24 protein-coding genes are annotated in these 26,166 nt (G+C 36.9%); 21 read left to right on the top strand and 3 right to left on the bottom strand.

Annotation, left to right across the window (positions count from 1 at the left end; all coding sequences use genetic code 11):
* From sprA to tsaB, 20 genes are all read left to right on the top strand, one after another.
* The coding region (sprA, locus tag AACZ30_RS02365) for a cell surface protein SprA (RefSeq protein ID WP_339647550.1) at positions 1-3,319 on the top strand (3,319 nt) is incomplete at its 5' end.
* 62 nt (positions 3,320-3,381) lie between these two features.
* Positions 3,382-3,762: a glycine cleavage system protein GcvH gene (gene gcvH / locus AACZ30_RS02360; RefSeq protein ID WP_208224167.1), complete on the top strand. Its 381-nt coding sequence runs from the start codon at positions 3,382-3,384 to the stop codon at positions 3,760-3,762.
* The gene (locus AACZ30_RS02355; RefSeq protein WP_339647547.1) at positions 3,734-4,156 is read left to right on the top strand and encodes a VanZ family protein; all 423 of its coding nucleotides are present in this window, start codon (positions 3,734-3,736) and stop codon (positions 4,154-4,156) included. The genes gcvH and AACZ30_RS02355 overlap by 29 nt, the downstream gene beginning before the upstream one ends.
* 44 nt (positions 4,157-4,200) lie before the next feature.
* Complete coding sequence (locus tag AACZ30_RS02350; protein ID WP_075325656.1) at positions 4,201-4,923, top strand: energy transducer TonB; 723 nt, start codon at positions 4,201-4,203, stop codon at positions 4,921-4,923.
* Positions 4,924-5,046: 123 nt separating this feature from the next.
* The gene (locus AACZ30_RS02345; protein WP_339647545.1) at positions 5,047-7,164 is read left to right on the top strand and encodes a gliding motility protein RemB; all 2,118 of its coding nucleotides are present in this window, start codon (positions 5,047-5,049) and stop codon (positions 7,162-7,164) included.
* 142 nt (positions 7,165-7,306) lie between these two features.
* Positions 7,307-8,209: a heme o synthase gene (cyoE, locus tag AACZ30_RS02340; RefSeq protein ID WP_339647543.1), complete on the top strand. Its 903-nt coding sequence runs from the start codon at positions 7,307-7,309 to the stop codon at positions 8,207-8,209.
* Entirely contained in the window at positions 8,200-8,781 is a 582-nt protein-coding gene (locus AACZ30_RS02335) for a cytochrome c oxidase subunit 3 (protein ID WP_339647542.1), read from the top strand. The genes cyoE and AACZ30_RS02335 overlap by 10 nt, the downstream gene beginning before the upstream one ends.
* Positions 8,782-8,828: 47 nt before the next feature.
* On the top strand, positions 8,829-9,809 hold the full coding sequence (locus AACZ30_RS02330; RefSeq protein WP_075325660.1) for a cytochrome c oxidase subunit 3: 981 nt from the start codon (positions 8,829-8,831) through the stop codon (positions 9,807-9,809).
* An 18-nt stretch (positions 9,810-9,827) separates the two neighbouring features.
* A complete protein-coding gene (locus AACZ30_RS02325; RefSeq protein ID WP_339647541.1) occupies positions 9,828-10,190 on the top strand; it encodes a cytochrome C oxidase subunit IV family protein in 363 nt (120 codons plus the stop codon).
* 85 nt (positions 10,191-10,275) lie between these two features.
* On the top strand, positions 10,276-10,920 hold the full coding sequence (locus AACZ30_RS02320) for a hypothetical protein (protein ID WP_339647540.1): 645 nt from the start codon (positions 10,276-10,278) through the stop codon (positions 10,918-10,920).
* A gap of 1 nt (position 10,921) precedes the next feature.
* The gene (locus AACZ30_RS02315) at positions 10,922-11,659 is read left to right on the top strand and encodes an SCO family protein (RefSeq protein ID WP_339647539.1); all 738 of its coding nucleotides are present in this window, start codon (positions 10,922-10,924) and stop codon (positions 11,657-11,659) included.
* A complete protein-coding gene (locus AACZ30_RS02310) occupies positions 11,656-12,195 on the top strand; it encodes a DUF420 domain-containing protein (RefSeq protein ID WP_075325664.1) in 540 nt (179 codons plus the stop codon). Before AACZ30_RS02315 ends, AACZ30_RS02310 begins: the two co-directional genes overlap by 4 nt.
* Before the next feature lie 88 nt (positions 12,196-12,283).
* Complete coding sequence (locus AACZ30_RS02305; RefSeq protein WP_075325665.1) at positions 12,284-12,517, top strand: hypothetical protein; 234 nt, start codon at positions 12,284-12,286, stop codon at positions 12,515-12,517.
* 108 nt (positions 12,518-12,625) lie between these two features.
* On the top strand, positions 12,626-13,327 hold the full coding sequence (locus tag AACZ30_RS02300) for an ABC transporter ATP-binding protein (protein WP_339647538.1): 702 nt from the start codon (positions 12,626-12,628) through the stop codon (positions 13,325-13,327).
* Complete coding sequence (locus AACZ30_RS02295) at positions 13,320-14,567, top strand: ABC transporter permease (RefSeq protein WP_075325667.1); 1,248 nt, start codon at positions 13,320-13,322, stop codon at positions 14,565-14,567. Before AACZ30_RS02300 ends, AACZ30_RS02295 begins: the two co-directional genes overlap by 8 nt.
* 1 nt (position 14,568) lies before the next feature.
* On the top strand, positions 14,569-15,834 hold the full coding sequence (locus tag AACZ30_RS02290; protein ID WP_339647535.1) for an ABC transporter permease: 1,266 nt from the start codon (positions 14,569-14,571) through the stop codon (positions 15,832-15,834).
* A gap of 36 nt (positions 15,835-15,870) precedes the next feature.
* Positions 15,871-16,989: an efflux RND transporter periplasmic adaptor subunit gene (locus tag AACZ30_RS02285; protein WP_208224184.1), complete on the top strand. Its 1,119-nt coding sequence runs from the start codon at positions 15,871-15,873 to the stop codon at positions 16,987-16,989.
* Positions 16,990-17,051: 62 nt separating this feature from the next.
* Positions 17,052-18,491 carry a TolC family protein gene (locus tag AACZ30_RS02280; RefSeq protein ID WP_339647531.1) on the top strand — a complete coding sequence of 480 codons (1,440 nt, stop codon included), beginning with the start codon at positions 17,052-17,054 and terminating at the stop codon, positions 18,489-18,491.
* Positions 18,492-18,494: 3 nt separating this feature from the next.
* Positions 18,495-19,727, top strand: a complete 1,233-nt coding sequence (locus AACZ30_RS02275) for an efflux RND transporter periplasmic adaptor subunit (protein ID WP_339647529.1) — start codon at positions 18,495-18,497, stop codon at positions 19,725-19,727.
* A gap of 21 nt (positions 19,728-19,748) precedes the next feature.
* Positions 19,749-20,408 (top strand): tRNA (adenosine(37)-N6)-threonylcarbamoyltransferase complex dimerization subunit type 1 TsaB, encoded by a 660-nt coding sequence (gene tsaB, locus AACZ30_RS02270; RefSeq protein ID WP_339647527.1) that lies wholly within the window; start codon positions 19,749-19,751, stop codon positions 20,406-20,408.
* Here the strand turns inward: tsaB and AACZ30_RS02265 are convergent.
* The 3 genes from AACZ30_RS02265 to AACZ30_RS02255 all read right to left on the bottom strand — a co-directional run bounded on the left by AACZ30_RS02265 (position 20,405) and on the right by AACZ30_RS02255 (position 23,675).
* Positions 20,405-21,289: a mechanosensitive ion channel family protein gene (locus AACZ30_RS02265; RefSeq protein ID WP_339647525.1), complete on the bottom strand. Its 885-nt coding sequence runs from the start codon at positions 21,287-21,289 to the stop codon at positions 20,405-20,407. The genes tsaB and AACZ30_RS02265 overlap by 4 nt on opposite strands.
* Positions 21,290-21,364: 75 nt before the next feature.
* On the bottom strand, positions 21,365-23,407 hold the full coding sequence (locus tag AACZ30_RS02260; protein WP_339647523.1) for a thioredoxin domain-containing protein: 2,043 nt from the start codon (positions 23,405-23,407) through the stop codon (positions 21,365-21,367).
* A gap of 67 nt (positions 23,408-23,474) precedes the next feature.
* Positions 23,475-23,675 (bottom strand): dodecin family protein, encoded by a 201-nt coding sequence (locus AACZ30_RS02255; protein ID WP_075325675.1) that lies wholly within the window; start codon positions 23,673-23,675, stop codon positions 23,475-23,477.
* Between the two features lie 238 nt (positions 23,676-23,913).
* Between AACZ30_RS02255 and AACZ30_RS02250 the strand changes: the two genes are divergently transcribed.
* The gene (locus AACZ30_RS02250; protein WP_339647520.1) at positions 23,914-26,166 is read left to right on the top strand and encodes an inorganic phosphate transporter; all 2,253 of its coding nucleotides are present in this window, start codon (positions 23,914-23,916) and stop codon (positions 26,164-26,166) included.

The following is a 26,166-nucleotide window of genomic DNA, read 5'->3' as shown; positions in this document are numbered from 1 at the left end:
AAATCAAAACACTCTTTTTGAAGTTTCAGCAGTAAATATTGAGGAAAACGAAAATCGGCAACCGGTGCCTTATGTTTTACCTCCGGGCGTAATTAGAGAGGAGCTTTTTGAAAATAATACCAATATAAGGCAAAACGAACAATCCCTTTCTCTTAGGGTTTGTGACCTGGAACCACAGGATGCGAGGGCGGTTTACAAAAATTTCCAGATAGATATGCGGCAGTATAAAAACCTTGAAATGTTTTTACACGCTGAATCGCTACCCAACCAAACTCCTTTAAAAGAGGGACAGTTGGTAGCTTTTGTAAGAATGGGAACCGATTTTACCGATAATTATTATCAAATTGAAATTCCATTAAGTCCAACGGCTTTTGGCGAGATGACAGCTGAAGATATCTGGCCGGAAGTTAACCGAATGAATCTTCCGTTGGAACTACTTCAACGCGTAAAAACGGGTGTTTTAGGAGATCCTTCTTTAAATTCTGGAGAATTAAATTTCTTTACCGAAAACCTGGAATTAATTGACGAAGAAGACTCCTATGAAATGGATCAATTACGTCTTGGGATAAAAGGAAACCCCAGTTTTGGAAATGTAAGAGTATTAATGTTAGGTTTAAAAAACGGAACTCCAACCAATGGAGTTCAGGATTTATGTGGTGAGGTTTGGTTTAACGAACTAAGACTTTCAGATCTTGATAATGAAGGCGGTTGGGCAACAATAATTAATATGGACACCAATTTTTCAGATTTCGCCACGGTTGCCGCTACCGGTAGAAAAAGTACCGTGGGGTTTGGAACAATAGAACAGGGGCCAAATCAACGAAGCCGGGAAAATTCACAACAATATGATGTGGTGACTAATATAAATGCCGGCCAGTTACTTCCAGAAAAATGGGGTGTAAAAATTCCGTTTAATTATAGTAGGGGCGAGGAGTTAATTACACCAAAATACGACCAGGAATTTCTTGATTTAGAACTGGAAACAAGACTTGCCGATATTGTAGATCCTGTAGAAAGAGATAGGGTTAAAAAACAATCGCAGTCTTATACAAAACGGCAAAGTGTAAATATTATAGGCTTGCGGAAGGAGCGCACCGGCGAAGCCAAGCCTATGCCTTACGATATAGAGAATTTTGCTTTTACAACTTCTTATAATCAGGTAGATCATCGGGATTTTGAAATTGAAGAGTCTTTAAACCAAAATGTAAGAGCCGGGGCAACCTACGAGTTTAATTTTGAACCCAAACAGGTAGAACCTTTCAAAAATATTTCGGTTTTAGATAGCAGCGATTATTATTCCCTGGTAAGAGATTTTAATGTGAATTTACTGCCTTCTAATATAAATGCCAGTTCTACGATTTTAAGACAATACAACGAACAAAAATTTAGATCCCTGGAACTATCAGACGATGATTTGGGAATTCCAACTCTTTACCAGCGAAACTATATGTTTAACTGGGAATATGGTATAAATTATAATCTTACTAATTCTCTAAATTTTAGCTTCAACGCTTCCAATAATCGAATAGTAAGAAATTATATAGATGAAGACGGTTTTGCCAACAATACCATTGGGGTTTGGGATAATTTTTTCAGTATAGGAACACCAGATTTACATTATCAAAACCTGCAGGTTAATTACGATCTTCCTTTTGATAAAATTCCTGTGCTGGAATTTATAAATGCTACGTACTCTTATACCGGCGATTTCCAATGGCAACGCGGTTCCAGGATTTACGAAAACCTGGAAGGAATTCCAGATATTGGAAATAGTGTTCAGAATTCAAGTTCTCACCAAATAAATGCAAGTTTAGATATGGAGAGCCTGTATTCGTACCTGGGTCTGGAAAAGAAAGAAGGGCGTGGAGGCCAAACTATAAAGCAACGAAGTGCCGGGGTGCCTACATTAGATGGAAGTCCACGAGATGCAGAACGTGCCCAAAATACCCAAGTGCTTGAAAAAACCAGCAAGAGCTTCAATACGTTTGTAGATTTTGTAACTATTTTAAGTAGATTGCAGGTAAACTATCGCGAAAATGAAGGGACTTTCCTTCCTGGTTATACTCCCAGCGTAGGGTTTATGGGCACCTTGCAGCCCAGTACAGCCTTTACTTTTGGTTGGCAGGATGAAGTTAGATATACTGCTGCAAGAAGAGGTTGGTTAACCCTGTTTCAAAATTTTAATCAGCAGTATTCTACTTTAAAGAATGAGCAATTAGACGTGCAGGCTTCGCTGGATATTGTTCCAGATCTTACTGTAGATATTAGCGCGAACAGGAATTATTCAGAAAATTTCTCAGAGAATTATAGGGTAAATCCTACTACCATGGAATATATTTCTTTGACGCCTTATAATTATGGGAATTTTAATATTTCTACCATTCTTATAAAAACCGCCTTTAATCAGTCAGATGAGCAATCTTCTGAAACTTTTGAAAACTTCAGGGAAAATCGTCTAAATATTGCTCGCCGTATTGCTCAAGAGAGAGGTTTAGATCCCAATAATGTAGATGAAGACGGTTATCCGGTGGGAATAGGAAAAACAAACCAGGCCGTTTTATTACCGGCTTTTGTTTCGGCCTATGCAGGGAAAGATCCCGAAGATATTAAGTTGGGAGCTTTTAGAGATATGCCTTTGCCAAACTGGAATATGAAGTATACCGGTTTAATGCGAATTGGTTGGTTTAAAGATAAATTCAGAAGAATTTCTATCAATCATGGCTATCAGTCTAACTATACCATTAATCAATTTCAAACAAACCTGGATTACGACCCCGAGAATGAATTTGAAACCAACCAGGCCGGGGATTTTAAAAACCCAATGCTGTACTCTAATATTGTTTTAACCGAATTATTCACGCCGCTTTTCCGATTAGACCTGGAAACGAAAAATGCTATTCAGCTTTTAGCAGAAGTAAGAAAAGACCGAATGCTTTCCCTGAGTTTTGATAATAATTTATTGACTGAAACCACCGGAAACGAATATATTTTAGGTGCGGGTTATAGAATTAGCGATTTAAGAATTGCCACCGGCCTTGGAGGCACCAATCGTATTCTAAGCAGCGATCTTAATTTTAAAGCAGATGTTTCCTTTAGAAGAAATAAGAGTATTATAAGGTATTTAGATTTAGAAACCAGCCAGGTAATTGCCGGCCAGGATATATGGCGTATTAATTTTACAACAGATTATGCAATTTCCAGTAATCTAACGGCAATATTTTATTACGAACATAATTTCTCTGAATATGCGGTATCTACTGCATTTCCGCAAACAACCATAAGATCGGGTATTACACTTAGATATAATTTTGGAAATTAATTGAGGCTTGTTTGAAGTATTGCTTTAAAAAATTAACTTTGCTCTAATATAAAATAGAACTAATGAATATTCCACAAGATTTAAAGTACACCAAAGACCACGAATGGATTAAGGTAGAAGGTGATACGGCTACCATTGGTATTACAGATTTTGCCCAGGGCGAATTAGGTGATATCGTTTATGTAGAAGTAGAAACCGTAGACGAAACCCTTGAAAGAGAAGAGGTTTTTGGAACAGTTGAAGCTGTAAAAACAGTTTCAGACCTTTATTTGCCTCTTTCTGGCGAAATTATTGAATTTAACGAGAGCCTTGAAGATGAGCCGGAAAAAGTAAATTCAGATCCTTACGGAGAAGGTTGGATGATTAAAATTAAATTTTCTGATGAATCTCAGCTGGAAGATCTTTTAAGTGCAGATGCCTACAAAGAAGTTCTTGGTAGCTAAAATAACTTTATTTGTAGCGAGCCTTTATACTATATTACTAACGGTTTCTTCTTTAGTGAAACTCGGTAAGATTAGTGTGGGGAGTTTTAATCCTACAGATAAACTTTTACATCTTGGAGCCTATTTTGGACTTGTAGCATTGTGGAAGGTATATTTTATGCAAAAAAATAGACCTCAAGCTACTTATAAAGGTAACCTATTTAAAATAGCCGGCCTCTCTATACTGTTTGGTATGTTAATTGAGGTTTTACAGGGTGTACTTACCAGTTATAGAGAACCAGATTGGTATGATATTTTGGCGAATACTGCTGGAATTTTGCTTGCTGTTATTATCTTTCTTCTCTTTGAAAAGAGTCTAAAAAGGTTAAATAGTAAGATTAATTTAATTTTTTAGAAAAAATATTTAATTTAGCAATCCTTATTAATCAATAACCTATTATGGAACCAAAGAAAAATCCAAAAGCCGATTTAACCAGAAGAAGTGTATTTTTTCTGCAATTGGGGCTTATTGTTGTTCTATTAATTACCTGGAGGGCAATTGAATGGAAGACTTATGACAAGGAAGCCATTGATACCGGCCAGTTAAATATGGACGATTTAGACGATGAAGAAATCCCAATTACAGAGATGCAGAATACACCTCCACCTCCACCGCCACCACCTCCGGCACCAGAGGTTATTGAAGTTGTAGAGGATGAGGAAGAGGTAGAAGAAGACGAAATTGAGTCTACTGAAACCAATATGGATGAAATTGTTGAGGTAGAAGAGGTTGTTGAAGCACCCGTAGAAGAAGAGGTTGCAGATGTTCCCTTCGCTGTAATTGAAGATGTGCCAATCTTCCCGGGTTGTGAAAACCTAAATAACAACGAAGAGCGTAAGCAATGTATGAGCCAAAAGATTAGTCAGTTTGTAAACCGTGAGTTCGATACAGATCTTGGTGCAGAACTTGGCCTTTCTGGTGTAAACAGGGTAATCGTTCAGTTTAAGATAGATGAAAAAGGAAATATTACCAATGTGCAATCCAGAGCGCCACACCCAAGGTTAGAGCGTGAAGCAGCAAGGGTAATTAATAAATTGCCTAGTATGCAACCGGGTAAACAACGTGGTAAGGCAGTAGGGGTTATGTACTCTTTACCAATTGTATTCCAAATTCAGGACTAAGACATTTATTTAGTATAAATTTAAATCCCGGGCTTGTCCCGGGATTTTTTATTTTAAGCTGGTTTACTCTATCTAAAAAAATGTATATTTCGAAGGTGTAACCAATCTTTCCCTACTTTAAGTATGAAGAACTACCTGTTTCTTCTTTTCTTGCTAAGTGCGATTATTTTAAAATCTCAGGCCCAGGATAATAGCCAGCGTTTTCCTGAATTTCCTCAATGTACCAATGTAGATTTTGCTAATAAAGAAACCTGCTTTAAAAATACCCTTACCAAATTTGTTCTGAATAATTATGAAGTTCCTTTAGAGGTAATACGAGAAAATTATAGGGGAGAAATCATTGTTATTTTTGAAGTTGATAAAACCGGAAATTTTAATATTGTTTATACCGATGCAGCTTATGCAGAATTAAAGGAAGAAATGCAGCGTATTTTTACTTTGTTGCCTCAAATTAAGCCGGCCACTTATAATTCCAGGCCAATTTTTGTTCAATTTAAAATGCCGGTAAAAATTCCGTTGGAATTGAATAATGAAGATTTTTCTACTACCTCCCAGGTTAAACCTGATATTTCAGAAATCAATTTTCAGCAACCTCAAGAAGATGATCTGACTAATGAATATGATCAAATTCAATCGGAAGGATTTACGCGACCTCGGTATGAAAGTCAGATAAATATTCCTTTATCGCATGAATACTACAGCCGTTTTGATGCTGAATTCAATAAAATAGGAGTGAATACTCACTCGGCTTCAAAGCCTTTGCTTTTTTCTGAAGTTTCTAAATATTATAATTTTAAAGCTGAAGAAGATAAAATGCTGCGGGATGCAGATTCCTGGTTTGGCAGAAAGTTATGGAATGAGCATTTGGTGCAATATCAAACCGAAGATTATTGGTTTACCCTGGATTTTGCTTTAGATCTTCAGTTAGGAAAAGATTTTCAGCAAACAGATTTCGATTTCACGTATAATAACACCCGCGCTCTTATTTTTCAGGGTGGTTTAGGGAAAAAGTTTAATTTTTATACGGTAGCTTACGAAAATCAAGGCAGGTTTGCCGATTATTACAATAGGTTTGCCGAATCTATTAGGCCAGATGGCGGCGATCCTGCTATAATACCCGGCAGGGGAATTGCAAAACCTTTTATGGACAAAGGTTATGATTACCCTGTAGCGGAAGGTTATTTATCTTACACACCTAATAAGTTTTTTAATCTTCAATTTGGCCACGGCAAAAACTTTATTGGAGACGGTTATCGCTCCCTTTTAATGAGTGATAATGCTTCGCCATACCCTTATTTTAAACTCAATACCACGTTTTGGAAGTTAAAATACACCAATACCTGGATGTCTTTGCGTGATGTGAGACCGGCAGTTACAGAAAATGGTTCCTTTAGAACAAAATATATGGCTAACCATTACTTGAGTTATAATGTAACCAAAAGGCTTAATATTGGTTTATTTGAATCTGTGGTTTGGGAAAATGATAATAACCGGGGCTTCGATTTAAATTATTTGAACCCGGTAATTTTTTATCGGGCTATAGAATTTTCTACCGGGGCACGTGGCGGCAATGCAATAATCGGTCTTACTTCAAAATATAAGTTTTCAGATGAAATTAATATCTATGGTCAAATGATTATAGATGAATTCTCTACATCTGATGTTTTTGGTAGGAATCAAAGCTGGAAAAACAAACTTGGATATCAATTAGGAGTGAAATATTTTGATGCTTTCAAAATTCCCGGGTTATTTCTACAGGCAGAATATAACCAGGTTCGGCCTTACACTTATTCGCATAACACAGGAGTTTTGAATTATGGGCATAATAACCAGTCTATGGCTCACTTGTGGGGCTCTAATTTCAGGGAGATTTTAGCTATTGCGCGCTATAAAAATGATAGGTGGTATGGAAATGCCAAAGTAATTTACGGCAAAAGAGGTTTTGATTATAATATGGCGACAAACCAGGCTGCCTATGGAGGAGACATCTATACCAGCGAGCACCAGCGGCCTTTTGATGCCGGTGTGAAAATTGGCCAGGGAAATACTACAACTTCTTTCTTTTCGAATATTGAAGCAGGTTATATTGTAAACCCGGCAACAAATTTAAAACTTTACGGTAGTTTTATTTATCGCTCTTTTAACCCCGATGTAAAGACTCATCAAAATTTTGAGAATACAACTTCCTGGATAAATTTTGGTTTACGTACCGATATTTTTAACTGGCATTACGATTATTAAATAAATTGCTAAACTACTACAGTATTTTAAGCAGTTTTAGTCAATAATTTTCCATTTTCTTAAGTGCTGAAAATTAACATTTTTGCACCCTTGCCAAAACCCAATTAAGGAGTATCTTTGCGCTAATTGAAAAAACCTATTTTTGAGCAGCACCGGTGTACATACTTCCTCGGCTTCTATCCTAACAGACTTTAAAGAAATTACCAAGGTGCGGCTTGCCGTAAGCGTGGTTTTTTCTTCGGTTGCAGGTTATTTTTTGGGTGCAGATAGCATAGACTTTGTTACTGTTTTTTTACTTGCCATTGGCGGTTACTTTATGGTGGGCGCTTCAAATGCTTATAACCAAATTATAGAGCGGGATCTTGATGCACTTATGGATCGCACCAAAAACCGACCTATTCCCGATGGTAGAATGTCGGTAAGTACAGCGTTTTTAATAGCGAGTGTTTTTACCATCGCCGGGCTTATCGTTTTATACATTATAAACCCCAAGACGGCTATGTTTGGGGCAATTAGTATATTTTTATATGTAAGTGTTTATACTCCACTTAAGACTAAAACTCCGTTATCAGTTTTTGTAGGTGCAATTCCGGGAGCAATTCCTTTTATGTTAGGTTGGGTAGCGGCCACAGGAGATTTTAGTATAGAGCCCGGTACTTTATTTATGATACAATTTTTCTGGCAGTTTCCTCATTTTTGGGCAATAGGTTGGTGGTTGTTTGACGATTATAAAAAAGGAGGTTTTTTTATGCTACCTACTGGAAAGCGTGATAAGGGAACGGCCATACAGGTAATTCTTTACACGGTATGGACCATTTTAGTTTCTTTAATTCCAGTTTTTGGAGTTACAGGGAAACTTTTTCTATCGCCGGTAGCTGGCGGGCTCATTCTTCTACTCGGCCTGGGCATGCTTTATTATGCTTTAAAACTGTATAAGGAAAAGACAGCGCAGGCGGCTAAGAAATTGATGTTTGCAAGCGTATCTTATATTACGCTGCTTCAAATAGTATATGTTTTTGATAAAATTATAAGAGAATGGATTTAACTCAAGGTGCCGAAAAGCACAAATACGATAGGGCAAAGAAGATGATGCTCTGGTTTGGGATAATTAGTATGATTATGACCTTTGGTGGGCTCACCAGTGCTTACGTAGTAAGTAAAACAAGACCAGACTGGCTAACAGAATTTGATCTTCCAAATGCATTCATGTGGAGTACTCTTGTTATAGTTTTAAGCAGCCTCACGTTTATATTAGCAAAACAAAGTATTTTAACCGGAAACCGAAGAAACGCCTCGGCTTTACTTATTGGTACACTGGTGCTTGCGGTCTTATTTGTGGCGCTTCAATTTAATGGATTTACTGAAATTATTGCCGAAGGTTATTACTTTACCGGTAGTGAAAGTAGTATTACCACTTCCTTTATTTATGTACTGGTTCTAGTGCATATGGCTCACCTGTTGGCGGGCATTATCACGCTTTTGGTAGTAATTTATAACCATTTTAAACAACGTTATAAAAAAGGTCAAATGCTTGGAATTGAGCTAGGTGCGACTTTTTGGCATTTTGTTGATCTTATGTGGATTTACCTGTTTGTGTTTTTATATTTCTTTAGATAATAAAATTGCGTATTTTTGCGCAATACTTAAAATTTAAATACTCTTCTATGGAAGCTACTGTTGTTAGAACAGGCACCGAAGGTAAAACCTGGGGTGGTGGTAATGAGCCTTTAAAGTCCAGTTATGGCAAAATGATGATGTGGTTTTTCATCGTTTCCGATGCACTTACCTTCTCTGGTTTTCTTGCAGCTTATGGGTTTTCCCGCTTTAAATTTATGGATTCGTGGCCAATTGCCGACGAAGTTTTTAATCACTTTCCATTCTTACACGGTGTAGATGCGCCAATGTATTATGTGGCATTAATGACTTTTATCCTTATTTTTTCTTCGGTAACCATGGTATTGGCAGTAGATGCCGGCCACCAGTTAAATAAAGCCAAAGTTACTTTTTATATGTTCCTTACTATTATTGGGGGAATTATTTTCCTTGGTTCTCAAGCCTGGGAATGGAAAAATTTTATCAATGGAACTTATGGCGCGGTTTACACTAATGGAGGTAACGTTCTTCAGTTTATTGATGGCGACGGTCATAGGGTAGCACTGGCAGATATTGCTATCCCAGCAGCTTCAGATAGGGTGGAGCACGAATCTAAAAATGGAGTATGGTTTGAATCTGAAAAAGCTATGCCATCTTATTCTATAGAAGAAATAAAAGCTGGTTTTGCTGCAAATCCAGACCTTTTAATAAGAACACAAATAATGACCGAAGAGGGTGAAAAAACCATCCTTTCTCGTGAAGAATCTATTGCTAAATTAGATAATGAAGCCGCAGGAGTGGTAGAAGGTGCTAACCTTACCCGTAATGAATACGGCCCGCCATTATTTGGAGATTTTTTCTTCTTTATTACCGGTTTCCACGGTTTTCACGTTTTTACTGGGGTACTTATTAATATCGTAATTTTCTTCAACGTACTTCTTGGTACTTACGAGCGAAGAAAGAATTACGAAATGGTAGAAAAAGTTGGTCTTTACTGGCACTTTGTAGATTTAGTTTGGGTATTTGTTTTCACATTCTTTTACCTGGTATAATTTCAGAAAATATTAAAAATGACACACGGTACAGCACATCATCACGAATCTAATACAAAGAAGATCTGGACGGTATTTGTAATCCTATCTATCGTTACACTTATAGAAGTTGTTTTAGGGATTTTTAAACCAGAATTTCTTACGGGAACTTCTTTTTTAAGTATGTCTCTTCTTAACTGGATATTTATAATTCTTACAATTTATAAAGCTTATTATATCGCCTGGTCTTTTATGCACCTTGAAGGCGAAACCAAAGGATTGCGAAGAGCAATTGTTTGGACCTCAGTTTTTCTTATAAGTTACCTTATTTTTATTCTTCTAACAGAAGGTGACTATATTTATGAGGTGTTTAAATCTAATCACGTAGCCTGGGATTTTTAATCTGGCTTAAAAGTTAAAAGTTTAGAGAAAGGCGGTTTTGTGAAACCGTCTTTTTATTTTTGCACTCACTTCTATAGACCCGATTATGAAAAAGTTTTTAGTGCTTTTAGTGCTTTTTGCATTGCCTATTATTGCTTATATGTTTTTTGCTTCAGGTCAAAATAATTTCGCAAAATTACCTGTGTTAACTCCGGAAGTTAATGATGTTTCTAAATTTGAAAGTCTTGATGGGGAGCCTATAAGTTTTGAAGATAAAATTAGCATTGTAGCTTTTTTTGGGAAAGATCTCGATAACCTAAAGGGAAACACTTTTAATCTTGACCAGAAAATACTTGAAAAATATTACGAATTCAAAGATTTTCAGTTTGTAGTGGTATTACCACAAGAAGCCAGGGAAGAAGCTAAAAAATTTAAAGAAGAATTTAGCGGTATTTCTGAAACTGAAAAATGGGAATTCATTTTTGGAACTTCAGCACAGGTAGAAGAGGTGTTTGAAAGTTTCAACACTCCACACCAGCTTAATAATACTTATACGCCTTACGTTTTTATTGTAGATAAAGACCTTAATTTAAGAGGGCGTGATGAAGATGAAGATTTTGGAAAGGTTTATGGGTATGACTCCCGTTCGGTGGCAGAATTGAGTGATAAAATGAACGACGATGTAAAAGTTATTCTTGCTGAATACAGGCTGGCTTTAAAAAAGAACAACGCCGAAAGAAAAAACAATTAGCATGAAAAAAAAGTATTCTTATATAGGGCTTTCGCTTATCATTTTAATTTTCGGAATAATTGTTATTCCAAAAATAGTTGAAACGATTAGTAGCGATGAAGTAGTAAAATCTGACCGATTAAATATTAAAGGAGCCGACAAAAAATTGAATACCAATAAGGCACTTTCTTATATCGAAATAAACGGGAGAAAGAAAAAAGCCCCAGAATTTCAATTAATAAATCAGGATGGTGACACGGTTAGTAGTAAAGATTACCGTGGGAAGGTATATGTAGCCGAATTCTTTTTTACAACCTGCCCTACAATTTGCCCAATTATGAATCAAAACCTAGTAGAAGTCCAGGAAGAATTTAAAAATGAAGAAGATTTTGGAATTGCTTCATTTTCAATAGATCCTAAACATGATACACCAGAAGTTTTAAATGCTTATGCTGAAAATTATGGAATAGATCATCCCAACTGGAATCTATTAACCGGAGAAAAAGATTCTATTTACGGCCTGGCTAATGGCGGATATAATATTTACGCCGGTGAAAATAGTGAAGTTCCCGGTGGTTTTGCTCACCAGGGCCTTTTTGCGCTTGTTGATAAAGAAGGTTATATTAGATCACGATTAGATAATTTTGGAAATCCGATAATTTATTATCGAGGATCTGTAGAAAGAAATAAATCGGTTGTAGAAGGTGAAGAAGAACCGCAAATTGATATTTTAATTGAAGATATTAAAAAACTACTGTGAGAAAAGCACTAACAAAAAGCGATAAAATTGCGGTGCCGGTAATAATTGCATTATCCATACTTGTGCCGGTTTTGGTACTTATTCTTATGTACCTGCCAGAGCGTTATAATATTTTTGGCGCACAAACAGGAACTTTCCCGTTTTTTCACGCGGTTTTAAATGGTTCTACGGCTGTTTTACTAATGCTTGGCTATTTCTTTATGAGTATTAAGGAATATAAACTGCATAGAAATGTAATGATCACCGCATTTGTACTTTCAGCCATATTTCTGGTGAGTTATGTGATCTCTAAAATTAGTAACGATCCCGTACCTTATGGCGGAGAAGGAATTTTACGTCCTGTTTATTTCTTTATTCTAATTACGCATATAGTGCTTTCAGCAATTATTGTTCCCCTGGTACTTTTTACTATGTATCGCGGCTTAACCGGCGAATATGATAAACACGCGAAAATTGCCCGCTGGACCTTTCCAATCTGGTCTTATGTTGCAATTACAGGGGTTTTAGTTTATATTTTTATGTTTCCGTATTATTAATTTTTCTTCTGAAGTAATTCAAGTCTTAACAACTGCAAAGAGAGCTTAATAGTAAAATTTATTAAATTTGCATTTAGAAATTACCGCTATGAAAATCAGGTTTTTATTTATCTTTTTCTTTTTGCTGCTACTTCCTGAATTAGCTGAAGCGCAATGTTCTATGTGCCGCGCAGTTTTAGAAAGTGATACCGATACCAGTGCCGCTGAAGGTATTAATAACGGGATTCTTTACCTAATGGCTTTTCCTTATTTGTTGGTGGGTGGCCTGGGATATTTTATATATCGTTCCCGAAAAAAAGCTAAGAAGTCTGGAAAGGCATAAGCAGCTTTTAAAATATTTTCTTCAATTATATGTAACATTTCGCTTTTCGTAGAGTCTTATGGGTGACACTTTTAGTTAAAAGTTAACAACCTGTAATTTTTCACTACGATGATAGAAATTAAAGATCTTCATAAATCCTATAAAATGGGCAGTAATTCACTGCACGTTTTAAAAGGAATTAATTTTAGCGTTGCTGAAGGGGAACTCGTTTCTATCATGGGATCTTCAGGATCTGGAAAATCTACTTTACTTAATATTTTAGGAATGCTAGATGAAGCCGATGGAGGCTCTTACACTTTAGATGGCGTTCCAATAAAAAATCTAAACGAAAAAATAGCTGCCCGTTACCGGAATAAATTTTTGGGTTTCATATTTCAATCTTTCAACCTTATTTCTTATAAAAACGCTCTGGATAATGTTGCACTTCCGCTGTATTACCAGGGAATTAAACGCGTTGAACGTATAGATAAGGCAATGAGTTACCTTGAAAAAGTGGGTCTTGCAGATTGGGCAGGGCATTTACCCAATGAACTTTCTGGAGGGCAAAAGCAACGTGTAGCAATTGCACGAGCACTTGCCAGCGATCCAAAAGTACTTTTAGCCGATGAACCTACGGGCGCCTTAGATTCAAAAACCTCTTACGAGGTGATGAATTTAATTCAGGAAATTAACGATGAAGGCCGCACCATACTTGTTGTAACACACGAACCCGATATTGCAGCAATGACCAAAAGAATCGTCAATTTAAAAGACGGTAGAATTATACAGGACACCCCCGTTAACCAGGTTAGAGCGCTACAAAATGTTTGATCTTGAACGTTGGGAAGAAATTTTTGAAACAATTCGTAAAAATAAATTACGAACGTTTCTAACCGGGCTTTCAGTGGCTTCGGGTATCTTTATTTTGGTAGTTCTTCTTGGAATTGGCGAAGGGATGCGTAATGGTATTGCGCAAGAGTTTGAAAGAGATGCCGCCAATATAATGTATGTCTATACCGGGGTGACTTCTAAAGAATATAAAGGCCTGAATCCCGGGAGAAGAATTCAGATGAAAAATGAAGACTTCAATTACACTGCTGTTAAATATCAGGACGATTTAGAATATAGATCTTCTATCTACAGAATTTGGAATGGAATAGTGAATTTTGGAAAAGAATCTGGTTCCTATCGTGTAGAAGGTGTTTATCCAGATTATCAGTTTCTGGAAAACAGTGGGATGGTGGAAGGAAGATTTGTAAATTTTAAAGACCATCAAAATTTCGAAAAAGTCGTGGTTGTTGGGAATAAAGTACGCAACGACCTTTTTAAAGACAAAAAAGATCCCATTGGTGAGTATGTTCAAATTTCAGGAGTAAATTTTAAAGTAATAGGTGTTTTTACCGATCCGGGTGGGGAAAGAGAAGAAAGTAGGGTGTTTATGCCACTTTCTACCGCACAACGTGTTTTTGGAGGCGGTAATAATATTGCAAATATGGCTTTTACCTTAGAGCCTGCAGAAAACTTTGAAGCAGCCCTGGCCGCTTCCACTCGTTTTTCTGAAGCTATAGAAAATCAGTTAAAAGAAACCCACACCATAGCGCCAGACGATGAAAGTGCCATTAGCATTAATAACTCTCTGGAAAATGCCAAGCGTTTCTTCGATCTTATGGATATGATAAAATTCTTTTTCTGGGGAGTGGGTATTTGTACCATTATAGCCGGGATTGTTGGGGTAAGTAATATCATGCTCATTATTGTAAAAGAAAGAACCAGGGAAATTGGAATTAGAAAAGCCCTTGGCGCCGAGCCGCTTTCTATAGTTGGAATGGTACTTCACGAATCTATTTTTGTAACCGCAATTGCTGGATTTATAGGTTTAATTGCCAGTTTATTACTATTGGAGTTTGTGGGTCCGCTTATAGAAACCCAGTATATTTCCAATCCTTCGGTTAATTTCAATGTAGCCCTTACTACCGTTTTTATCCTTGTTTTGGCCGGCGCTATCGCCGGATTTTTCCCTGCCTGGAGAGCCGCGAGAATTAGACCTATTGTAGCATTAAGAGACGAATAATATGTTTAGCAGGGATAAATGGAACGAAATAATTGAAGCCTTAAGTGCTAACTGGTTTAGAACTTTACTTACGGCTTTTGGGGTAATGTGGGGAATTTTTATCCTGGTTATTTTACTGGCTGCCGGTAAGGGGTTTGAAAACGGCGTAAAACAAGGTTTTGGAGGTATAGCTACCAATACTATGTTTATGTGGACACAAACGGCTTCTAAACCTTATAAAGGCCTTCCTAAAGGCAGACGCTATAATTTTAAAAGATCTGATGTTGAAGCCTTGCGGGAAAATGTACCTGGACTTAGGTTTATATCTCCCAGAAACCAGTTAGGAGGCTTTGGTGGAAATAACAATGTGGTTCGTGGCTTGCAAACCGGTGCCTTTAATGTGTATGGGGATTATCCCGAAATCATTCAGCAGGAGCCTATGGATGTTACTTCTGGAAGGTTTATTAATTATCTTGATATTCAGGAAAAGCGTAAAGTTGCCATTATTGGGGAAGGCGTAAGGCGCGAGCTTTATGAAAAAGATGAAGAAGTTTTGGGAACTTATCTCAAAATTAATGGCGTAAATTTTATGGTAATTGGCACCTACAAAAAGAAAGGTGGCGGAGGTGGAAATTCAGAAGAAGCACAGAAAGAAATTTATGTGCCATTTACGGCCTTTTCCCAGGCTTTTAATATGGGAGATACCGTAGGTTGGATGGCGATCACTGCCGAAGATGAAAATTCTATTACCAGCTTAAAATCCAGCGTTTTAGATCTTATAAAGAGCAGGCATTCTATTCATCCTGAAGATGATAGAGCCGTAGGTAATTTTGATTTATACGAAGAATTCAACAAAATAAACGGCTTGTTTATAGCCCTAAAAGCAGTGGCTTATTTTGTAGGGATTTTAGTATTGCTATCAGGGATAATTGGAATTAGCAATATTATGCTCATTGTAGTAAAAGAAAGAACCAACGAGATTGGGGTTAGGCGTGCACTTGGCGCCACGCCCTGGTCTATTAGGGGGCAAATTTTAATGGAATCTATTTTTCTTACTATAATTTCAGGAATGGCAGGGATTATTTTTGCTACCGGAATTATTGCCGCAATAAATTATGCCTTAAGCGGTATGGATACTTCAGAAATGATGTTTGCCAATCCAAGTGTAGACCTGGGAGTGGTGCTTACTGCTTTAATGATTTTAATTTGCTCTGGCTTGCTGGCCGGGCTTATTCCGGCGCAAAACGCAATTAAGATCAAGCCTGTAGATGCCCTTAGAACCGAATAACAAGAAAAAAGTAAAGAATACAAATTCAATCAAAAAATGAAAAAAACAGTTACCATCTCAATTTTAGTATTGATCGCCGTGGTTTTTGTAGGGGCGTTATACTATTTGTTTCAAAAAAATCAGGAAGATCCTACGGTTTATGAAACCGAACAGGCTTCAATAGAAACCATCGTAAAGAAAACGGTGGCAACGGGAAATATTGTTCCGAAAGAAGAAGTGCTCATAAAACCGAATATTTCAGGAATTATAGATGAAATATATATTGAGGCCGGGGAGAAAGTGAAGGCGGGTGACCTTATTGCTAAAATTAGGGTGATCCCCAATGTAAATTCATTACAAAGTGCGAAAGATGCCGTAGCTACAGCGAGGATAAATTTAGAAAATGAAAAGAAAACCTTTGAAAGACAGAAATCTTTGTTTGAAAAAGGAGTGATTTCTCAAAACGATTTTGATAATGCTGAAGCTAATTTTAAAAGAATGCAACAAAACTTCCGCTCTGCCGAGCAGAATTTTGAAATTGTTCAAACCGGAACCACAAGTGGTATTGGTAGTGCAGCCAACACGCTTATAAGATCTACTGTAGATGGAATGGTGCTGGATGTTCCGGTTAAAGTAGGAAACCAGGTTATTGAAAGTAACAACTTTAACGATGGTACTACCTTAGCCACGCTTGCCGATGTTAACGAAATGATTTTTGAAGGAAAAGTTGATGAAAGTGAAGTGGGGAAAATTAAAGAAGATTTACCGCTTGAAGTAACTGTGGGTGCCATAGAAAATAAAACTTTTAATGCCATTTTAGATTATATAGCACCAAAAGGTGTAGACGAAAACGGAGCCATTCAGTTTGAAATAAAAGGAACTTTAGATAAAGCCGATACCACCTTTATTCGTGCCGGCTTAAGTGCAAATGCCTCTATTATTTTAGACCGGGCAGACGAGGTTTTAGCTATTAAAGAAGCACTTGTTCAATTTGATCCAGACAGCCAGAAGCCTTTTGTAGAAGTACAAACCGGAGACCAGGAATTTGAAAGACGGGATTTGGAATTAGGAATAAGTGATGGTATTCAGGTTCAGGTAATAAATGGCATTTCTAAAGACGATAAAATTAAGGTTTGGAACATTGTAAAACCTAGTCCGGAGTTTGCCGGTAATTAGATTTTTAATTCAAAATGTAACAAGTTTAGAATTTCATAGACTCATCAACTACAATTCCTATTATGAAAAAATACAGCTTACTAATCATATTTTTATTTTCTGCTTTAGTGATAAAAGCACAGGAAGGCAAAAAGTGGACACTACAGGAGTGTGTTAATTACGCCCTGGAAAATAATATTTCAGTAAAACAAAGCGAACTCGATGTGGAGTTGGCAGAGCTTGGTAGAAGAGACGCAATTGGTAATTTTCTGCCTAATATAAATGCATCTGCAACTAATTCCTGGAATACGGGTCTTACCCAAAATGTAACTACTGGAGTTTTACAAACGCAAACCACCAGAAACTTTTCAGCAGGAGTAACTGCAAGTTTAAACCTTTTTGATGGGCTAAGAAACTTTAAACAATTGCAACGTGCAAAGATATCTGAACTTGCCAGCCAGTATGCGCTAGACAGGATGAAAGATGATATTACATTGTTTGTAGCAGATTCTTATTTACAGGTACTTTTTAACAAGCAAAATCTGGAAATTCTTAGAATGCAAAATGAAGTTACCCAGGAACAAATGGAAAGAACCAGGGAACTCGTAGAAGCCGGTTCTTTACCGCAGGGAGATCTTTTGGAAATTGAAGCTACCAATGCCGATGAAAGACAGCGAATAATTGTGGCCCAAAACAATATTAGAATTTCTCTTATAAGTTTAGCTCAAACCCTGCTTATCAAAGATTATGAGAATTTTGATATCGTAGAAAGAGATTATAATATTTTTGGAACCGAAATTCTAGATAATCCGGTAGAGGATATTGTTGAACAAGCCAAAGAAGAACGTTCTGAAATTAAAATTGCTGAAGCAAACCGTGAACTTGCTCAAAAAGACGTAGAGATTGCCAAAGGAGCTTACTACCCAAGTGTAGGAGCTTTCTTTAACTATAATACCAGGGAATCTGGACAGGGAAGAATAGTGGGTGCAGAAATAGATCCTAACGATCCTACCCGCGAGATTGGTGTGGTAGAAGAAACCGGTGACATTGTGGTGGCACCAAATACGCTTACTACTATTGGAAGCCCGCTGCCATTTTTTGAACAATTACAACGCAATGATGGTATGACTTACGGGGTGCAGGTTAGTGTACCAATTTTTAGCGGATTTGCCACCAGGAACCAGGTAAGAAGAAGCCAGGTAAATGCCAGGCGTGCGGAATATGAATTGGAGCAGGCAGAATTAGATCTTGAAGCGAATGTTTATCAGGCTTATGTAGATGCCGAAGGAGCTTTTGAAGCTTACGAAGCGGCCCTGGTTGCAGCAAACGCGCAAGAGCAGGCTTTTGAATATTCTACACAACGTTTTGATGTGGGAATTTCTAATGCTTTTGAATTTAGCCAGGCAAAATTGAGATATGAAAATGCACAAAGTGAAGTGCTAAGAACTAAATACGATTACATTTTTAAACTAAAAGTACTTGAATTATATTTTGGAGTACCGGTGACCGATCTTAAATTTTAAACCATGAAGAAAAAGACTCTTTTTATAATTATCGGAATTGCTCTCGCGCTTATTGTCTTACTTATAGTAGGGAAAAAAGCCGGTTGGTTTGGTAAATCTGGCAATTTTAAAGAAGTAGAAATAACCAAAATTGAACCTATAGATATTATAGAAACAGTTTCGGCTACCGGAAAAATTCAACCGGAAATTGAAGTAAAACTTTCTTCAGAAGTTTCAGGAGAAATAATAGAGCTTCCCGTGGTTGAAGGTCAGGCGGTAGAAAAAGGTGAGCTATTGGTTAGAGTAAATCCAGATATTTACCAGTCTAACGTAAATAGAGCCCAGGCAGGATTAGAAACTTCAAGAGCAAATTATTCGCAGGCCCAGGCTAGTTTAAAGCAAGCTGAAGCTAACTATAACCGAAACAAAAGCTTGTTTGAAAAGGGGGTGATTTCTAAAGCAGAATGGGACAGGATCGTTTCAGAATATGAAGTAGCACAAGCCAATAAAGAATCGGCTTATTACAATATGCAAAGTACAGCGGCTACGGTAAAAGAAGCTACAGATAACCTTGGACGTACCAATATTTACGCGCCTATGAGCGGAACCATTTCAAAACTTGATGCCGAACTGGGTGAAAGGGTTGTTGGAACCCAGCAAATGGCCGGTACCGAAATTCTTAGGGTGGCCAATCTAACCAATATGGAAGTTGAAGTAGATGTAAACGAGAATGATATTGTAAAAGTACAGGTAGGAGATTCTACAATTGTTGAAGTTGATGCCTATTTAGGAAAAGAATTCAGCGGAATTGTTACTGAAATTTCTAACTCGGCTGATGCTGCTCTTACTACAGATCAGGTAACCAATTTTAAAGTGAAAGTTCGTATTATAGAAGAATCTTACAAAGAGCTTTTAGCGGGAAAAGATGAGAATTATTCTCCATTTAGACCTGGGATGACAGCTACTGTAGATATAATTACCAATAGAAAAGACAATATAATTGGAGTGCCGATTAGTGCTATTGTGATTAAAAATGATACCACGGCAGGTAAAAATCAAGATCAAAAATATGAGGCCGTTTTTCTAAAAGAAGGAGAAAAAGCCGAACTTAGAAAAGTTACCACAGGAATCCAGGACGATAGTAATATTGAAATTACCGAAGGCCTGGAAGAAGGGGAAACGGTAATAACCGGCCCTTACAACACCGTGACAAAAAGCCTGAAAGAAGGTGATGATGTTGAGGTGACTAATAAATAAAAATAAGTAAAATTTGAAGATTTGGCATTAATACTTTGCTTAGAAACCGCTACTACAAACTGCTCTGTCGCACTTTCAAAAGATGGTGTTCAGCTTGCGCTTAAAGAAGATAAGAGTAACAATTATTCGCACGCCGAGAAGTTGCACGTTTTTATAGATGAAATTCTAAAAGAAAATAATTTTGCCGTAACAGATCTTGATGCAATTGCGGTAAGTAAAGGGCCTGGTTCTTATACCGGTCTAAGAATTGGTGTTTCTACTGCTAAAGGATTGTGCTTTTCATTAGATATTCCATTAATTTCTATCGCTACGCTCGCTTCTTTAGCAGCGCAGGTAAAACTGGAGAAAGGTTATATAATTCCGATGTTAGATGCGCGTAGAATGGAAGTTTATTCAGCAGTCTTTGATCAAAATTTGAAGAATATTAGAGAAACTAAAGCTGAGGTTTTAGATGAAAGTTCCTTTTTGGAATTTCTTGAAAAGGAGAAAACAGTTTTTATAGGAAATGGCGTAGAAAAGTTTGAAGCAATTTGCAAACATTCAAACGCTGAATTTATATCAAATAAATTACCCTCTGCACGGGAAATGTGCAGTTTGGCTGAAGCTAAATACAAAATAAGCGACACCGAAGATGTCGCTTATTTTGAGCCTTATTACTTAAAAGATTTTATTGCCGGTTAATCTGCAGTATTTGAGTTGTTTTTGTTTAATTTCTTTTCTATCGTACCATTCATTTTAGTTTGGTCGTATAAATAAACATCTCGCTGAGGATAAGGAATAGTCATTCCGGCTTCTTCCAGTCTTATTTTTCCTTCTTCAATCATATACCAGTGAAGATCCCAGAATTTACTGTTTTCGGCAAAATATCTTACTCCAAAGTTTACTGAATTGTCTCCAAGTTCAGTCACAATAATTTGTGGGGCAGGATCTTTAAGTACATCTTCCTGTTCTTCCACAAGATTTCTAAGCACTTGTTTTGCTTTCTTCAAATCATCATCGTAAGAAATACCAAAAGTTAGGTTTTCCCTTCTTGTACCATTAAAGCTATAGTTAATAATATTATCGTTACTTAACTCGCCATTTGGAATTACTGCACGCTGATTTCCAAAGGTGTCTAATTTAGTGTAGAATAAAGAAATTTCAACCACAGTCCCTGAAACCCCCTGAACTTCTATCCAATCTCCTACTTTAAAAGGTTTTAATATAATAAGAAGTACACCTCCGGCCAGGTTAGAAAGTGAGCCCTGCATTGCAAGACCTATAGCTAAACCGGCGGCACCAATTGCGGCAACCAAAGAAGCGCTTTCTACTCCCAATTGAGTTATAAAAAGAACAAAAAGCAGGATGCGTAAACCCCATTTAAGAGCATTAAGCGTAAAAACTTCTAAAGTTTCATCGTAATCTTTTCTTTGGAATAATTTATCTACATATTTAACTATTATGCCAATTACCCAAAGACCAATAATTAGAAGCGCAAGTGCTCCCAATAAGGTTGGTAGGTAATCGATAAATTTTTCTGCGTATTCTCTTGCGATGGCGCCCCAATCGTTTAATTTATCCATAATATCATTAATTTTTCAGTCAACAAATTGACTATAAATATTTTATTTGGCAGAACCTTTTATGTTTAATTTTTGTTAAAAATGTTTAATTTTTTTAACAGATTCTTCTACGGAATTTAAAGGAAGATCACATTTTCCGTCGGTGCAGATATAGATTAAATCTTTATTTGCTTTAAACCTCGATTTTAAAAGTGCTACTTCAGATTCACCGGTACTACCGGCAAAAACAGTATGCGGTAAATATTCCTGCTGAAGTTTTTTTCTTATTTCTAATGCATTTTTTCCTGTAATGCCTACTTCATAATAGGTTTCCGTGAAATTAAGCATTAAATTCAGCCAGTTGGCATAAGATTGTGGCTGGGTCTCAATTTGAGGTTGAACTGTTTTTAGCATTTTTTCGGCTAAATTATTATAATCACGGTTTCCGGTTATTTTAGATAGTTTAAATAGATTTGTGGCCATCACAGAATTAGAGGCGGGCATTACATTATCGTTTAATTCATAATTTCTGGTGATTAGCGCTTCATCTTTGGCCGAGGTGAAATAAAACAAACCAGTTTTTTTATCCTGAAAATCTTCAAAACAAACCTCAACTAATTTCTGCGAAATTTCCAGCCATTTCTCATCAAAAGTGGCTTCATATAAATTTAGAAAAGCATCGGTACAAAAAACGTAATCTTCCAGGTAAGCATTTATTGTACTTTTTCCGTTTTTGTAATTATGCCATAATCTAAAGTCTTTTTTAAACTGGTATTCCTGAAGAAATTCAGCATTTTTAAGAGCTTTTTCTAAGAAATCTGATTGGCCAAACGCCTTATAGGCATCTACGTAACCCTTAAGCATCAAAGCATTCCAGGAGGTTAAGCTTTTATCGTCTAATCCCGGTTTTGTTCGTTTGTCACGTTCTTTTTTTAAAGTTTTAGTCCAAATTTCTTTTTTAGATTCCAATTCAGATAAACTGAGATCAAATTCTTCAGCTATGGTTTCATCACTTTTAGACCTGATAAGAACATAATTATTCTCCTCCCATTTTCCGGAAGAATTTATATTATAATAGGCTTCAAAAATGGAATAATCTTCTTTTAAAAGTTCCTGTAAGTTCTCTTTTTTCCAAACGTAATAAGCGCCTTCGGTTTTATTTCCATTATCATCCTCACTATCGGCATCTAAAGCCGAGTAAAAAGCGCCTGTAGTATCGGTAAGTTCTTCTTCTATAAAATTTAGGGTTTTAAAAACTACTTCTTTATACCAATTATCTTTAGTAAATGAATAAGCTTTGCTATATAAACTTACCAGTTGGGCATTATCATAAAGCATTTTTTCAAAATGTGGTACGTGCCATCGCTCGTCTACCGAGTAACGCGAAAACCCGCCGCCTATATGGTCAAAAACGCCTCCGTAAGAGATTTTATTAAGGCTGTGCAGTGAATGTTCAAGGAGTTCTTTATTCTTTAGCTGTAGGCCACTTCGCAGTAAAAATTCCTGGTTTACCGGAAGCATAAATTTTGGTGCCCCGCGGGAACCACCATTTTTTTTATCGAAGCCATTTTGCCATTTTTCAAGAATTTTAGCCAGATAATTTTTAGAGAATGACGTTTCTTCTTCAGGAATTTTTATGAGCTGTAATTGCTGAAGGCCTTCATCAAGCCTGGAGGCATAAGCTTTCATTTCCTCCGGCTTGGTTTGGTAAAGTCCCGAAAGTTGTTTTAAAGCGTCTTTCCATTGCTCTTTTCTAAAATACGTGCCACCCCAAACCGGCCTGCCATCAGGTAAGGCAACAATATTCATAGGCCAACCGCCGGCACCGGTCATTACCTGTACCGCATTCATATAAACCTGGTCTATATCTGGACGTTCTTCGCGATCTACTTTTATGTTTATAAAATGCTGGTTCATAATTTCGGCTACACTTTCATCTTCAAAACTTTCGTGCTCCATCACGTGGCACCAATGGCAGGCAGAATAGCCTACGCTAATAAGCAATAATTTATCTTCTTCTCGCGCTTTTTTTAAAGTTTGGGAATTCCAGGCCTTCCAGTTTACGGGATTATGTGCGTGTTGTAAAAGGTAAGGACTGGTCTCATTTATTAGGCTATTGGTGAATTTTGGTGTGGTCATGGTTATTTTTTAAAATGAAAAAGCTCCCTGGAATCCCAGAGAGCCTTGTTAATTTCTTGAGCTAAAATTAATTGACTTCAAAAGAGATTTTTACATTAACCCTAAATTCGGTAATGTTTTCTCCATTCACAAGTGCGCTTTGCTCTTTAACATAAACTGATTTTATATTTTTCACAGTTTTCGCGGCGTGCTTCACTGCTTTTTTTGTGGCATCTTCCCAGCTTTCGGTAGAATTTGCCAGGATCTCAATAACTTTTACAATAGACATAATAGATTGGTTTTAAAATGTTAGTATTCAATTAACTAAAGATAGCTTTAATTTCTTCGAAAACTAAATTGAAACTAAAAAATAGGGGTTATTACCAGTAAATTACCGGTCTCCTTCTTTTAAAATTTATGCGGAATGATTTAAGCTTTACATTATTAATTAAAGTTTTAATAACCTTCATAAAAGCGATATAAGGAAAAAATCACTGATTTTTGCAGGTTAAAAGGAAGTTATTCGCATGCAGGATGTTTATTTAATAATTCTGGGAATTCTATTTATTCTGGCCATCACCGATTTGGTGGTTGGGGTTAGTAACGATGCTATTAATTTCCTGAATTCTGCCATTGGTTCCAAAGCGGTGTCCCTTAGGTCTATCCTTATTATAGCGAGTCTTGGTGTGGCGGTGGGCGCTATATTTTCCAGTGGATTAATGGAGGTAGCACGAAAAGGAATTTTTCTTCCGCAGGAATTCTATTTTGAAGAGATCATGGTCATATTTATGGCCGTTATGATTACCGATGTTTTGCTGTTGGATTTCTTCAATTCTATGGGTTTGCCAACATCTACTACGGTTTCCATTATGTTTGAATTATTAGGAGCAGCCGTAAGTGTCGCCTTAATCAAGATTTTTAACACTACTAACGATATTTCGCACCTGGTAAACTTCATAAACGTTGAAAAAGCTTCTGAAGTTATTTTCGGAATTCTTATTGCCATAGTTATTGCTTTTATTACGGGTGCGGTGGTGCAGTATTTTTCTCGTTTGGTATTTTCTTTTAAATATGAAAAAAGGCTGAAGTTTACCGGGGTTATTTTTGGAGGGGTTTCTCTTGCCGCGATCTTTTATTTTATCCTCATAAAAGGCCTTAACAGTATGGCTTTTGTTTCAGATCACTTTGTAGACGATGTAAATGAGAATCGCATACAGATTATTATCTTTAGTCTGCTTGGTTTTACTATGCTCTCTAAAATTCTTATTAGTTTTTTTAGGGTAAATATTCTTAAAATAATTGTAGTGGTTGGTACCTTCGCACTGGCCCTGGCCTTCGCCGGAAACGATTTGGTGAATTTTATTGGGGTACCAATAGCAGCCTGGCAATCTTACGAAATATGGAGCGTTTCTGGAGTTTCGGCCTCTCAATTATTAATGAGTGATCTCGCCGGTAGCGTTCCCACACCAGAAATAATTCTCATTTTTGCCGGCGGAGTTATGGTACTTACCTTGTGGTTTTCTGGAAAAGCCAGGGCCGTGGTAGATACCGGTGTAAAGCTTTCCAGGCAAAATGAGGGGGCAGAACCGTTTGGAGCTAATTATTTATCCCGAACCATTGTTAGGTATTCTATAATGTTTGGTGCTGCGGTTTCAGATGTACTTCCGCAGAAAGTTAGAAAGCAAATAAATAACCAGTTTGAAACTCCAAAGACTAAAAATCAGCCCAGGGAAATAGCACCGCCCGCATTCGATTTGGTGAGGGCTTCGGTGAATTTGGTGGTAGCCAGTATTCTAATTTCCATGGGAACTAATTGGCAACTTCCGCTTTCTACCACTTACGTTACTTTTATGGTCGCCATGGGTACTTCTTTGGCAGATAGGGCCTGGAACCAGGAAAGTGCCGTTTACAGGGTGGCGGGAGTTTTAAATGTAATTGGAGGCTGGTTTGTTACGGCTCTGGTGGCTTTTCTAGGGGCAGCATTTTTTGCCGCAATAATTTATTATGGAGGTTTAATTGCTATAGCCATATTGGTTTCAATAACCGCTTTTTTTATCGTTAAGAATACACTCTCTCACGCTAAAAAAGCTAAAGCCGATAAGCGCCAGAAAAGGTATAAACGAACCGATATAATTACTATTAACGAAATTACTGCCGAAAGCTCTGTAAATATCTCACAGGTAATTTCTGGAATTAGTAAGCGCTATACCAAAACCGTAGATAACCTGGGGTATCACGATTTAGGAAAACTAAAGAAGAATAATAAGAAAGTTGGAGAGCTTGAAAGCGAAGTAGATGATTTAAAAGGAAATATCTATTACTTTATAAAATCGCTAGACGAAGATTCGGTGGAAGCAAGCCGGTTTTATATTCATTTGTTGGATTATTTGCAGGAAATGGTAAACTCTACCCGATACATTACCAGAAACTCTTTTGAACACGTAAATAACAATCACAAAAACCTGAAATTTAATCAGATTAGGGATTTGAAAAAGATTGATAGAAAACTTCAGGAGTTATTTGGAGAGATAAAATACACCTTTGATGAACATGACTTTGAGCGTTTAGACAATATTCTTGCTGAAAAGCAACAATTGCTCGATATGGTTTCAGAAATGATAGAGAAACAGATCACACGAATAAGGACTTCAGAAAGCAGTCCTAAAAACACAAAACTTTATTTTGGGCTTTTACTGGAGTCTAAAGACCTTATTTCGTCTACCCTTAATCTAATTCAGTTATTCAGAGAATTTTATGTGGAAGCGAAGTCTACGCTTTAG

Source organism: uncultured Salegentibacter sp. (genome assembly GCF_963972535.1).
Classification (GTDB): domain Bacteria; phylum Bacteroidota; class Bacteroidia; order Flavobacteriales; family Flavobacteriaceae; genus Salegentibacter.
The sequence above is the reverse complement of the archived record's forward strand: the minus strand, read 5'-3'. Positions and strand labels throughout refer to the sequence as shown.

What these genes read in the sequence shown, in the direction of transcription:
- AACZ30_RS02325 (WP_339647541.1), top strand. Translation starts at nt 9,828, where the DNA reads ATGACACACGGTACAGCACATCATCACGAATCTAATACAAAGAAGATC.
- AACZ30_RS02255 (WP_075325675.1), bottom strand. Translation starts at nt 23,675, where the DNA reads ATGTCTATTGTAAAAGTTATTGAGATCCTGGCAAATTCTACCGAAAGC.
- AACZ30_RS02335 (WP_339647542.1), top strand. Translation starts at nt 8,200, where the DNA reads ATGGATTTAACTCAAGGTGCCGAAAAGCACAAATACGATAGGGCAAAG.
- AACZ30_RS02330 (WP_075325660.1), top strand. Translation starts at nt 8,829, where the DNA reads ATGGAAGCTACTGTTGTTAGAACAGGCACCGAAGGTAAAACCTGGGGT.
- gcvH (WP_208224167.1), top strand. Translation starts at nt 3,382, where the DNA reads ATGAATATTCCACAAGATTTAAAGTACACCAAAGACCACGAATGGATT.
- AACZ30_RS02275 (WP_339647529.1), top strand. Translation starts at nt 18,495, where the DNA reads ATGAAGAAAAAGACTCTTTTTATAATTATCGGAATTGCTCTCGCGCTT.
- AACZ30_RS02320 (WP_339647540.1), top strand. Translation starts at nt 10,276, where the DNA reads ATGAAAAAGTTTTTAGTGCTTTTAGTGCTTTTTGCATTGCCTATTATT.
- AACZ30_RS02265 (WP_339647525.1), bottom strand. Translation starts at nt 21,289, where the DNA reads ATGGATAAATTAAACGATTGGGGCGCCATCGCAAGAGAATACGCAGAA.
- AACZ30_RS02280 (WP_339647531.1), top strand. Translation starts at nt 17,052, where the DNA reads ATGAAAAAATACAGCTTACTAATCATATTTTTATTTTCTGCTTTAGTG.
- AACZ30_RS02295 (WP_075325667.1), top strand. Translation starts at nt 13,320, where the DNA reads ATGTTTGATCTTGAACGTTGGGAAGAAATTTTTGAAACAATTCGTAAA.
- AACZ30_RS02250 (WP_339647520.1), top strand. Translation starts at nt 23,914, where the DNA reads ATGCAGGATGTTTATTTAATAATTCTGGGAATTCTATTTATTCTGGCC.
- AACZ30_RS02285 (WP_208224184.1), top strand. Translation starts at nt 15,871, where the DNA reads ATGAAAAAAACAGTTACCATCTCAATTTTAGTATTGATCGCCGTGGTT.
- AACZ30_RS02345 (WP_339647545.1), top strand. Translation starts at nt 5,047, where the DNA reads ATGAAGAACTACCTGTTTCTTCTTTTCTTGCTAAGTGCGATTATTTTA.
- AACZ30_RS02305 (WP_075325665.1), top strand. Translation starts at nt 12,284, where the DNA reads ATGAAAATCAGGTTTTTATTTATCTTTTTCTTTTTGCTGCTACTTCCT.
- AACZ30_RS02300 (WP_339647538.1), top strand. Translation starts at nt 12,626, where the DNA reads ATGATAGAAATTAAAGATCTTCATAAATCCTATAAAATGGGCAGTAAT.
- AACZ30_RS02315 (WP_339647539.1), top strand. Translation starts at nt 10,922, where the DNA reads ATGAAAAAAAAGTATTCTTATATAGGGCTTTCGCTTATCATTTTAATT.
- AACZ30_RS02350 (WP_075325656.1), top strand. Translation starts at nt 4,201, where the DNA reads ATGGAACCAAAGAAAAATCCAAAAGCCGATTTAACCAGAAGAAGTGTA.
- AACZ30_RS02355 (WP_339647547.1), top strand. Translation starts at nt 3,734, where the DNA reads ATGCCTACAAAGAAGTTCTTGGTAGCTAAAATAACTTTATTTGTAGCG.
- AACZ30_RS02290 (WP_339647535.1), top strand. Translation starts at nt 14,569, where the DNA reads ATGTTTAGCAGGGATAAATGGAACGAAATAATTGAAGCCTTAAGTGCT.
- AACZ30_RS02260 (WP_339647523.1), bottom strand. Translation starts at nt 23,407, where the DNA reads ATGACCACACCAAAATTCACCAATAGCCTAATAAATGAGACCAGTCCT.